Source organism: Rathayibacter sp. Leaf185, assembly GCF_001423885.1.
Classification (GTDB): domain Bacteria; phylum Actinomycetota; class Actinomycetes; order Actinomycetales; family Microbacteriaceae; genus Rathayibacter.
On the sequence record NZ_LMPP01000001.1, the window covers coordinates 1346662 to 1358141 of the forward strand.

The following is an 11480-nucleotide window of genomic DNA, read 5'->3' on the forward strand; positions in this document are numbered from 1 at the left end:
GGAGGCGGTGGCCGGGGCCCCGGGCGCCACGTCCTGGCTCGGTCCGAGCCGCCTCCGTGCGATTCGCAGGAGATGGCGCCCCGCCTGGCTGGATCACGCGGAACGATCCCGGATTCCGCCGCACCGGCCTGCAGACCGCACGTCCTCCTGCAGATCGCACCTCGATGCCCGGGGTCGGTGCGGTCTGCAGGTGTTCGCGTCTCCCGCGGCAGGAACAAGCGGAGAAACAGCCGATCTCGCCGCGGGCTCCTGCACATCGCACGCCTGCTGCCGGCGGTCGAGCGCTGCCAGGCCGGTCGAGTTGTCCACAGGCTTGTCCACAGCCTGTTCGAAACTCTGTTCGAGGGGTCAGCGGAGCCAGGCGTCGCTGCGGACGCGGAGTCCGAGCGTGAGTGCGCGGGCGCCCAGGTAGCCCAGCGCGAAGGCGATCCAGAGGGCCAGGAGGCGCCATTCCGCGGGCGCGGCGGGCGCGAGAAGGGCCAGAGGAGTGAAGATCGCGAGGTTCACCAGGCCGCTCAGAGCGAGGTAGCGGCCGTCTCCCGCGCCGATCAGGACGCCGTCGAGAACGAACACGTAGCCTCCGAGCGGTGCCGTGAGGCCGACGATCGCGAGGACAGCGGGCAGCAGGCGGAGCACCTCCGGATCGCTCGAGAAGACGTACGGCAGGTAACCGCTCGACAGGGTTACGAGTGCTCCGAGTGCGATTCCCGAGCCGATTCCCCAGGTCACACACCGTTTCGTGACCGCGCGCGCCTCCGCTCGGGCACCGGCACCGAGGAGTCGGCCGAGCAGGGCCTGCGCGGCGATCGCCACCGCATCGAGCGCGAAGGCGACCGTCGAGAAGACGGTCATCGCGACCTGGAACGCACCGAGCTCCTCCGCCCCGAGCGCCGATGCGACGGCGACCGCGAGCAGGATCGCCGCCCGCAGGCTCGCCGTGCGCAGCAGCATCCAGCCACCCGATCCGGCGGAGGAGCGGAGCCCCGCGAGGTGGGGTCGGAGCGGCGCGCGGACCCGCCGGGCGAGCCGCACGGCGACTCCCGCGTAGGCCGCGAACATCGCCCACTGGGCCACCACCGTCCCCAGAGCCGACCCGGTTATCCCCAGGCCGACGGGGTAGATCAGCACCGCGTTGAGGGCCGCGTTGAGCGCGAATCCGCCCGCCGCGATGACCAGCGGAGTGCGGGTGTCCTGGAAGCCGCGGAGGAGTCCGGTGAGGGCGAAGACGCCCAGCATCGCGGGGATGCCCGCCATGCTGACCGAGAGGTAGCGGACACCGGCGTCCGCCACCGCCGGCTCCGCGCCGAAGAGGCCGATCAGCACCGGGCTGAGGATCGCGCCGGCCACGGCGATCGCGGCGCCGAGGGCGAGGGCGAGCCAGCCGCCGTCGATCCCGGCAGCCACCGCGCGGCGCTCGTCGCCCTCGCCGAGCGCGCGGCCGACGCGGGGCGTCGTGCTGTAGGCGAGGAACACCATCAGGCCGACGATCGTCTGGAGCACCGCGCCGCCGAGGGCGAGGCCCGCGAGCGGCACCGCGCCGAGGTGGCCGACGAGGGCGGAGTCGGTGAGCAGGAAGAGCGGCTCGGCGATCAGCGAGCCGAGCGCGGGCACGGCGAGCCGCAGGATGCTGCGGTCGAGGGTGCGGGTGCTCACCGCTCGACGCTAGCGGGCCCGGCGCCGTCGTCGGGCGACGTCGGACCGTCGACCGCGCCCTCTACTCCGGGTCGCCTCGACGCTCGGGGGTCCCCTCGCCGCGCGGAGCGACCGCCGCCAGCCACTGGCGCACGAGCGGGGTCAGCAGGTGCGGATCCTCGTCGTGGTCGAGGGTGCGCACGGCCCGGTCGGGGGCGCGCCAGTCGAGACGCGGGTCCTCGAGGACCGGGGCGACGGAGTCGGCGCGTGCCGCGACTCCGCGGTGCAGGATCACCTCGACGCGGTCGCCCGGCCGCAGGCGCAGGGTCACCAGGTGCTCGCCGAGCGCGTAGCTCGGCGCGTTCCACTTGACCGACTCGACGAGGCGGTCGTCGGCGGCGAGCACCGCCTCCCGCGCCCCCTCGATCTGCTCGCGTCGGGGGTGCGCCATCGCGTCGACGTGAGCGGTCGCGGAGGCGTCGAGTCGGGTCATGCGGACACCGTCGCACACCGCGGGCGTCGTTCGCCCGCTGTTCGTCTCGGACGGGGAGGCGCGTGCCTAGCCTGGAGGCATGACGAGCGCCTCCGTCCGACCCCTCTCGCGGTGGAGGACCGTGCTCGGGGCGGCCGTGCTCGTGCTGGCCTCGGCCGTGCTGCAGGCGCTCGCCGCCGTCGAGCGCTGGGTCGTCGCGGCCGACGGCTGGACGCGGGAGGACCGCACGATCGAGGACCACCTCTTCGACTACGCGTTCCCCGCCGATCCGTGGGAGAACGTCGGAGCCGCGGCACAGCTCCACGGGATCGGCACGATCCTGCTGGCGCTCGGAGTCCTCGCCGCCGGTCGAGCGCTCACGCCGCCGGGCCGCGTCGGCGGACTGCTGGTGATCCTCATCGCGGCATCGTTCGGGCTTCTGGGCCTGCACGCCCTCGTCTCGGGCGTGATCGATGCGCCGTCGCCGCTGCAGAACGTAGGGATTCAGCTGGTGCTGGGCCTCGTCTCGGCCGTCGCCCTCGTCGCGCTGGCGCTGCTGTGGGCGACCGTGTCGTGGGCGGCGGCGGTGGCGGCCGTGCTCCTGCTCGGAGCGACGCTGCCGGGCTACCTGTTCGCGGCGTTCGCGATCGCTCCGATGGTCATGGGCTACCAGTCGTACGACACGACGCCGTGGACGGAGGGGGTGGTCGCCGCCTCGACGGCCGTGGCCGGGCTGCTGCTGCTCGTCGCGGCGGGCGGTCGCGCCGTCCGCTGAGCGCGCGAGGGAACCGCTTCTCGCCGGCGGTCAGGGGACGAGGCGGGGGACGAGGCGCACCAGCAGCACCATCGCGACGAGCTCGACGAGGGTCTGCGTCACCACGACCACAGGAACGAGCGACAGCGCCGGCGGCAGGGCCAGCGCGAGCGGGAGCACCACGAGGGAGTTGCGGGTCACTCCGCTGAACAGCAGGGCCCGCCGCCCCGGGGTGTCGAGGCGCGCGACCCTGCCCGCCGTGCCTCCGATCACCGTCATCACGACGACGAAGGCGGCGAAGACGAGCGCTACTGCGCCGAGTCGCGGCAGCGCGGCTCCCACCGCGCCCGCCTGCGACGCGACCACCGTGAGCAGCGTCGCGACCATCAGCGGCACCATCGCCGCCTGCACCGCGCGCTCGACCCGCCGCCCCGCCGCCGAGCGCGCCGCGAGCGCCTGGAGAGCCGCCGCGGCGACGAGCGGCACGACGATGAGCAGCAGGAACGCCTCGGCGAACGGCCCGATGTCGACCGCGGCCACCGCCTCCGCGCCGAGGATCACGCGGAGGAGGACCGGCAGCAGCAGGATCTGCACGAGCATCAGCAGGGGAGCGGCCGCGAGCAGCCGTGCGGAGGCACCACCCGCCAGACCGCTGAAGACGATCACGTAGTCGACGCACGGGGTCAGCAGCACCAGCAGCACGCCGAAGACCAGGGCCGGATCGCCGGCGACGAACCGCGAGAGGCCGAAGGCGACCGCCGGCACCACGACGAAGTTGACGATCAGCACCGCGCCGAGGAACCGACCGTCGCCGAAGGAGCGGAGTACAGAGCCGAACGGCACGCCGAGGAACGTCGCGAACAGCAGCAGCCCCAGCACCGGAGTGATGGCGACGTCGAGCCGCGCGGCCGCCGGCAGGAGCAGACCGCCGGCCAGTCCCACGACGATCGCGCCGAGGTACCAGGCGACCTGGTGCCGCTCGAGCGAGGCGATGGCGGGTGTCACGAAGGGGCGCACCGGCTCATCCTCCCGCTCGGCGCATCGAGCCGCGGACGCGTCAGGTCGTCTTCACCGCGTTGTCGCCGTGGTTGCCGATCACTTCGTACGCCGTGCTGCCGACCGCGCGCACCGGCTTCGTGTTCATGTGCCCGGTCGCCCACTGGTTGCCCAGCACCGAGACGGCGCGCGCGTTCAGGGCCTCGACGCAGTGCGTCCAGCCGGCGCCCGCGTCCTCGCAGGCGAAGATGTTGCCGGTGATGTTGAAGCCCACGGTGCGGGCGGTCGGCGAGACGCCCGTGATCGCGATCGCGGGGTAGGTGTTCGCCGCGGCCTTGCCTCCGTTGCTGATCGCGTTGCCGACGATCTGGATCTGCGCCAGATCCTCGGTCAGCCACGGCGGCATCGTGTAGACGAGCGACTGGCGCCGCGCCCCCTCCATGATGTTGTTCGCGATCGTCACCCGCCGGTTGCCGCGCAGCTCGATGTTGATCTGCGGCGAGCCGTCGAGGTGGTTGCCCAGGATGCGGACCGGCCCGCCCTCGATCGAGAGGTCGGCGTAGGAGGCGCCGATGTTGTTCTCGACGATCCAGGAGTCGATCATCCGGTAGCCCGTCCAGATGCCGGTGCCGGTGCACTGGTCGATGCTGCAGCGCTGGATGCGGTTGAGCAGCCCCAGGTCGCCGAAGGTGCCGTCGTTCAGGCGCATCCCGTAGTCGGTCCAGCCGTACAGCTGCAGCGAGTCGAGCACGGTCTTGTCGAGGTGGGCCGAGATGCACGGAGAGCCGAGGTCGTTCGCGTCGAGGATCAGGTTGTCGAAGCGGCAGGCCGAGAAGGCGCCGGTGACCACGGGCGCATCCGTGAGCGAGCGGATGCGCGTGGACAGCTCGCCCGCCCCGCGGAACGCGATGCTCGCCAGCCCGCTCGCGCGTCCGATCGACCCGGCGATGCGGTAGATGCCGCGGGGGAAGTAGACGACGCCTCCGTAGGTCGCGAGGGCCGCATCGATCGCGGCGTCGACGGCGGGGAGGTCGTCGGTGCTGCCGTCGCCGGTCGCGCCGTAGTCGTGCACGTTGTAGACGAGCTCGCCCTTGGCCACGGGGCGCTCGCCGGAGTCGGTGAGCACCGCGGCCGGGAGCTGCGCGAGGGGCACCGCTCCGGAGGCGTCCAGCCCCGCCACTCCACCGGGCGCGGCGACCTCGGAGTGCAGCACGGGCGAGTCGGGGTCGGCGGTCGCGAGAGTGGCGCCGAGGGGGGCGGCGAAGAGTCCGCGGCGGGTGAGCTCGGCGGCAGCGACGGAGAGAAGGGGCATGCGCTCACTATGGATCCGGACCCGAGGCGTACAGACCCTAGAACAGGGGCGATGGCGCTGCACAGAATCTCGACGCGGCCGGGGACAGCGCCGCCGTCTAGCATGCCCCCATGCAGCGCACCCACGGGCTCAGGGCCCTCGACGTCGTGATCAGCGTGCTGCTCGGCGTCTTCGCGCTGGGGCTGATCGCCAACTCGGTGCGCCTGCTCATCATCACGCCTCCGCTGAGCTGGGCGTTCGTGGTCGCGTTCGGCCTCGCCGTGGGCCTCACCGCCGCGCTGCGGATCCCGCTCGGCCGCCGCTCCGGCATGCCGGTGATGGGGCTGACCGTGTCGCTCCTGGTCGTCCTGCAGCCGGGGGTGGACCCGCTGCGCCTGCTCGGCGTGTGGACGGCGGCGACCCTCCTCGCCCAGCTCGTGCAGACCCGCAGCGTCCCGATCGCGGCGTACATCACGGGGCTGGGGGCGTTCTCCGGCCTGGCCTACCTGACCGTGTTCGATCTGCTGCGCGGCCCCTTCGGCGCCCCTCTCGCCCTCCTGGCGGCGACCGTCGTCCTGCTGCTGGTCATCCTGCTCGTCGACCTGCTCCGCCAGCGGGGGCGCTGGGGCCTGGACTGGGAGCGGGGCTTCAGCGCGCTCGTGCCGAAGCGGGTCGGGCTGATGGCCCTGCTGCTCTGGGCGTTCGGCACCGGCATCTGGTTCCTCGACAGCATCGTCGTGCCGGCGATGGCGGGCGACCCGGCGATCGAGCAGAGCCCGCTGCTGCTGCTCGTGGTCGGCGCCGTCGTCTTCAGCGTGGCGAAGCGGATCGAGGTGCGCCGGGTGCGCAGGCGCCTCGCCGGGGTCCTCGACGCGGCGCTCGAGCTGCCGTGGGGCGGAGTCTCGCAGGCCGAGGGCGCGATCATCGCGCACGCGCGGACCTCGATCGAGGCCGACCGGATCGAGGTGCGCGACGAGCCCGCCTCGGGCAGCGAGATCGGCTCGGTGATGCTGCTCCCCGGCGGCCGGACCCGCTTCGTCGTCGCGTCGAAGCGGCTCAGCCCCACCCCGTTCAGCACCGAGGACGAGCAGATCCTCGACGCCCTGGCGCACATGGGCACCGACACGCTCGGCGCGCGCGACGATGTGGAGTCGCTGCGCCGCTACGTCGACCGCGACCCGCTCACAGGTCTGCCGAACCAGCGCGCGTTCCAGTCGGCGCTCGCGACCTACAACCGCGACCGCCGGCCGTTCGAGGGCATCGCGGTGCTCTTCCTCGACCTCGACGACTTCAAGGATCTGAACGACGGTCGCGGTCACCACGTCGGCGACAAGATGCTCCGGCTGGTGGGGCAGCGGCTGGCCGAGGTCACGGCCGAGGGCGGCTTCGCGGCGCGCGTCGGCGGCGACGAGTTCGTGCTGATCCTCCGCGGCCTGCGCTCGGCCGACGACGCGCGCAGGCGCGCCGAGGCGCTCGTCGAGACCGTCAGTGCCACGGCGACGGTCGAGGGCGACACTCTCGCCCCGGTCGTGAGCGTCGGAGTCGCGTTCTCGGCGCACGAGGAGTCGGATCCGTCGACCATCGTCATCGAGGCCGACCGCAGCATGCTCGCCCTCAAGCGCGGGAGGGGCCGGGCCGGGCGCGAGCGCTCGAGCGCGATCGACGTCACCTCTGTGCTCGCGGATCCGGTGCGGGAGGCGGCGTCCCGAGCCGTCCGCGACCGCACCCTCGACGTCGCCTTCCAGCCCATCGTCGAGCTCGCGACCAACCGCATCTGGGCGTTCGAGGCGCTGGTGCGCCTCGAGGATCCGATCGTCGGCCGCATCGACCCGGTCGACCTCATCGAGAAGGTGCGCGAGCTCGACCTGCTCGACGATCTCACCGTGCAGGTCGTCGACAAGGCGATGTCGGCGGCCGAGAGCTTCCGCGGCACCGGGGTGGGCATCGAGTGCATGACGGTCAACGTCGATCTCGAGCAGCTGGCGCCGGGCCGGCTCGGCGATCACCTGGCCGAGGTGCCGGCACGGTTCCCCGGCGTGCGCCTGTGCATCGAGCTCAACGAGCGCACTCTCGACGGCGCGACCGACGCCCTCCGCCAGGACGCCCAGCGGCTGCGCGACAGGGGAGTGCTGATCGCGCTCGACGACTACGGCGCGCAGGGCTCCTCCGCGGCGTCGCTGGCGACCTTCCCACTCGACATCGTGAAGCTCGACCGGGTGCTGATCACCGATCTCGCGACCGAGGTCCGCAAGCGCGAGATCGTGCGGGCCCTGCAGTCGTACTCGGTGGCGACGGGGGTGCGCGTGATCGTCGAGGGTGCGGAGGACCTCGAGACGATCGACCTCCTCCGCGAGCTCGGAGTGACCGACGTGCAAGGGTACGTCTTCGGTCGCCCCGTCACCCGTACGGGGGCGGAGCACCGATTGCTGACCACCGGATCGGTCGCCGTGCACTCCCTAGACTGACGCGAGAACGGGGCGTCGGAGCCGAATTCCACGGCTCGCGCCGAGGCCCGGGAACGACCGTTCGACTCCATCCTCGAGCGTCGGCCGGTCCGCGCTCCCGTATGCCGATCGGATCGTCGTTCATGCCTTCACCAGCCCTGCACCGGCGTGCTCTCGCGGCGGTCGCCGCACCCGCTCTCTGCGCCGTCCTGGTCTTCGGGGCCGCCTCGAGCGCCTCCGCCGCCGAGTTCGTCGACCCGGCGACCGGATCGGTCGTGCAGGCCTCCGCCAGCGCCGCGACCCTCACCGTCACCGCGGGCGCGGCGTTCCAGTACCTCACCCTCCCGGTCGCCGACGGCGTCACTCCGACCCGCGTGCTCGCCTCCCTGCAGGCCGCCGAACCGCTGACCGGCTCGCTCGCCGTCATCGTCTCGGGCCGCACCGTGCAGACCGTCGACGCGGCGACCGCGACCCGGCTCGACCTCGCGCTCCAGCCGGGCGACGTCGTCGACGGCGTCCTCGCGATCGGCTTCCAGCTGACCGGAGCGACCGGCTCGGCCGGCGCGCTCTGCGAGGTGCAGGGGCGCTCGCTCACGGTCTCGGACATCGGGATCGTCGGCGACGGCGTGCCCGCGGCGCCCACCACCGTCGGCGACTTCTTCGGCGACTCCGTCACGGCCGTCTCGATCGTGGTGCCCGACGGCGCCGACGACGCCCTGCGCGCCGCGGGGCTCTCGGCCGCCGCCTCGCTGGCCGCGCGCTACTCCTCCGGAACCGTGATCACCGTCTCGGAGGCGAGCGACACCGACGGCCGCCCCGAGCTCGACCCCGCGCAGGGCCGCCTCGTGACCTTCGCCGCGGCCGACGGCGACGTCGTCACGTCGATCAGCGACGAGAACGGCGTGCCCGCGCTCACGCTCAGCGGCGCCTCCGGAGACCTCGCCGCCGCCGGAGCCGCACTCGGCAGCGAGTACCGCGGTCTCGCCTCGAGCGCGACGACCACCGGCCTCGCGCAGAAGGTGGTGCCGTCGAGCTCGCTCGAGCACACCCTCGCCGACTTCGGCGCCGACCGGATCGCCCTCGGCAGCACCGGTGCCGCGGCCAGCTACACGACCATCACGCAGTCCGCGTTCGGCGGACCGGTCTCGGCGGTCGACCTCCAGCTGGTCGGCACGCACTCCGCGATCCCCGAGGGCGTCACGGCCACGGCCAACGTCTACTGGAACGACTTCCTGATCGGCTCGAGCGTGCTCGGCACCGACACCGCCGTCGACATGGAGCTGTCGGTCCCGACCGGCCAGCTCGGCTCCTCGAACGGACTCTCGGTGCGCCTCTCGGCAGTGCGCGACGGCGACGGCCTCTGCATCGGCTCGGCCGACTCCGTGCCGATCGAGTTCTTCGTCGACGGAGCCTCCTCCACCGTCACCGGTGTCCGCGGCGAGTCCGCTGCGCCCGGCTTCGGCCGCTTCCCGCAGGCCTTCGGCGGCGAGCTCGCCGTGGCGTTCGGCGACTCGGCGACCGGTGCCGACGCTCTGCGCAGCGCGGGCGACCTCGTCGCGGCGCTGCAGCGGGTCGACTCCTCGCCGCTCGCGGTGTCGGTCGTCGGCCTCGACGACTTCGTCGACTCCGACCGCTCGGGCCTGGTGGTCGGCGCCGGCTCGGCCGACGCGGAGGCGCTCAAGACTCCGCTGCGCCTCGCCGAGTTCACCGCCATCGACGCGTCGAGCCTGAGCTACGGAGTCGGCACCGAGGCGCCCTACGCGGCTCTCGAGGCCTTCACCACCGAGGGTCGCGACCTGGTGCTGCTCGGCGGCTGGAGCCCCGACGGCGACGCGACCGCCTCCTCCGCGCTGCAGGCGTCGATCGGCGCCTACGCCGCCGAGGAGGGCTGGACCTCGCTCTCGGGCAACCTGGCAGTGACCGGCTCGGAGGCGTCGGAACCGGTGCAGATCGACAGCAACGAGATCACGCCGCAGGACGAGGTCAAGGACGACTACTCGGCGTACGGGATCTGGTTCGTCGTCGCGGTCGTCGTCATCGGCCTGCTGATCCTGCTCGGCTGGCTCGCCCGCCGCCGCCGGGCGCGCAAGGTCGCGGCGTACGTCGACGCGCAGGAGCGCGCCGCCGTGGAGCCGGATGCCACGACCGGGACGGCCCCCCACGGCCAGCACGCCGCCGACCCCGCGCGCCCCGACTCCTCCGACTGAGCACGCCGTGACCAGCACGATCGCCGCACCGCCGGCCGCGCCGCCCGCGGCCCGCCCGTGGTGGCTGGGCGCCTGGGACCGGCTCGGGCAGCCCGTGACCGGCCGACAGGTGCCGGGCACGGTCGTCGTCCTGGTCGTCTCGCTCCTGGTCGGCTTCGCCGCGTGCCTGGTGACGACGTCCTCCGGCATCAACCTCGCCTACGCCGACACGCAGAGCCACCTCGCGATCTCGCGGCGCATCTTCGACTCGAAGGCGCCCGGATTCACGCAGCTCGGCACGGTGTGGCTGCCGGTCCCGAGCCTCATCCTGATCCCGTTCGTGCAGTCGCTGTGGCTCTGGCACACCGGCTGGGCCGCGGGCCTGCTCGGCATGATCTGCCTCGCCGGGACCGCCTGCGGGGTCTACCGGATCTCGGCGCGGGTGGGCCACCTCCGCGCCGGCCGCATCACCGCCGTGCTGCTGGTGCTGGCGAACCCCGGGGTGCTCTACGCGTTCTCGACCGCGATGACGGAGCCGGTGCTCATCGTCACCATGGTCGGCTGCTTCGCGGGGCTCTCGCACTGGGTCACCAGCCGCCGCACTCTGATGGCCGGCGAGATGATGGTCTTCTGCGGCCTGCCCGCGGCGGCCGCGACGCTCTCGCGGTACGAGGGCTGGGTCCTCGTGGTCGGCGGCACGCTCGTCGTGCTGATCGTCGCCTGGCGCCGCAAGAAGTCGCTCTTCTACGCCGTGAAGATGGCCTGCGCCTTCGGGATCCTGCCGCTGATCTCGATCGTCTGGTGGCTGGTCTACAACTTCACCGTCTACTCCAACCCGCTCGAGTTCATGAACGGGCAGTACTCGGCCGCGAACCTGCAGAAGGCCGTCGCCGACGCGGGACTGCTGGCCTACCAGGGCAACGCGGGTCTGACGCTCTGGTCGTACAACTGGGCGGTGCTCGAGACCTCGGGCCTCGTCACGGTCGCCCTCGGCATCGCCGGCGCTCTCGTGCTCGCGTGGCGCCGCGGGATCTCGGACGACGCCCTCGTGATCTGGCTGATGATCGTCTCGTACGCGTTCTCGCTCCTGAGCCTCTACCTCGGCCAGACGCACATGAACAACGACCAGACCCTGCCGACGAACTGGTGGAACAACCGCTACGCGCTGTCGGTGCTGCCGTTCCTCGCGGTGCTGGCGGCGGTGCTCGTCGACGCGCTGCGGCGCCTCCCGCGGGTCGGAGCGGGCGCGCTCGGCCTGGTGCTGCTCCTGCTCGGCGCCCAGACGGTGTGGTGGGCGCAGGACCTCGACCGCAACGCTGTGATCGCCGAGGCGACCGGCTACGTGGGCCTGAAGGAGGCGTCCGGCGCGACCGCCGCCGCCCGCTACCTGGGCGAGCACTACGACGGCGGGGGCGTGCTGATCGACGAGAGCGCCGCGGGCAACGCGCTCCTGCCCGAGATCGGCATCCCGCTCGCCGAGTACTACAACCGCTCGGCCGGCGAGCTCTTCGACGAGGCCCTCGCGGCTCCGTACACTCACGCGAAGTGGGTGTTCGTGACCACCGCCGACGCCCCCGAGCTGAGCGAGACCGGAGTCGCCGACCTGGTCTACGACGCGATCACCCGCGACTCGTCGTTCGACACCCGCTACCGGCCGGTCTTCTCCCAGGGCATCTACGTGATCTACGAGCGGCTCGGAGGCTGA

General features: G+C 72.7%; 8 protein-coding genes. 4 read left to right on the forward strand and 4 right to left on the reverse strand.

Features of this window, described 5'->3' with window-relative positions; translation table 11 throughout:
* Positions 1-348: 348 nt before the first annotated feature.
* Positions 349-1653: an MATE family efflux transporter gene (locus ASG06_RS06480; RefSeq protein ID WP_056039986.1), complete on the reverse strand. Its 1305-nt coding sequence runs from the start codon at positions 1651-1653 to the stop codon at positions 349-351.
* 61 nt (positions 1654-1714) lie between these two features.
* Positions 1715-2125, reverse strand: a complete 411-nt coding sequence (locus tag ASG06_RS06485; RefSeq protein ID WP_156465886.1) for a DUF1801 domain-containing protein — start codon at positions 2123-2125, stop codon at positions 1715-1717.
* A gap of 79 nt (positions 2126-2204) precedes the next feature.
* Here ASG06_RS06485 and ASG06_RS06490 point away from each other — a divergent pair, with 79 nt between their 5' ends.
* Entirely contained in the window at positions 2205-2879 is a 675-nt protein-coding gene (locus ASG06_RS06490; protein ID WP_056039990.1) for a hypothetical protein, read from the forward strand.
* Between the two features lie 30 nt (positions 2880-2909).
* On the opposite strand, the gene ASG06_RS06495 is transcribed toward ASG06_RS06490, so the two are convergent.
* Both ASG06_RS06495 and ASG06_RS06500 read right to left on the reverse strand, forming a co-directional pair.
* Positions 2910-3875 carry an arsenic resistance protein gene (locus tag ASG06_RS06495; RefSeq protein WP_056039993.1) on the reverse strand — a complete coding sequence of 322 codons (966 nt, stop codon included), beginning with the start codon at positions 3873-3875 and terminating at the stop codon, positions 2910-2912.
* 40 nt (positions 3876-3915) lie between these two features.
* Positions 3916-5166: a glycosyl hydrolase family 28-related protein gene (locus ASG06_RS06500; protein ID WP_056039995.1), complete on the reverse strand. Its 1251-nt coding sequence runs from the start codon at positions 5164-5166 to the stop codon at positions 3916-3918.
* Between the two features lie 110 nt (positions 5167-5276).
* On the opposite strand from ASG06_RS06500, the gene ASG06_RS06505 reads away from it, so the two are divergent.
* The 3 genes from ASG06_RS06505 (at position 5277) to ASG06_RS06515 (ending at position 11480) form a co-directional block, all read left to right on the forward strand.
* On the forward strand, positions 5277-7610 hold the full coding sequence (locus ASG06_RS06505) for a bifunctional diguanylate cyclase/phosphodiesterase (protein WP_056039996.1): 2334 nt from the start codon (positions 5277-5279) through the stop codon (positions 7608-7610).
* A gap of 122 nt (positions 7611-7732) precedes the next feature.
* On the forward strand, positions 7733-9796 hold the full coding sequence (locus ASG06_RS06510; RefSeq protein ID WP_156465887.1) for a hypothetical protein: 2064 nt from the start codon (positions 7733-7735) through the stop codon (positions 9794-9796).
* A gap of 7 nt (positions 9797-9803) precedes the next feature.
* Positions 9804-11480, forward strand: a complete 1677-nt coding sequence (locus ASG06_RS06515) for a hypothetical protein (RefSeq protein ID WP_056040567.1) — start codon at positions 9804-9806, stop codon at positions 11478-11480.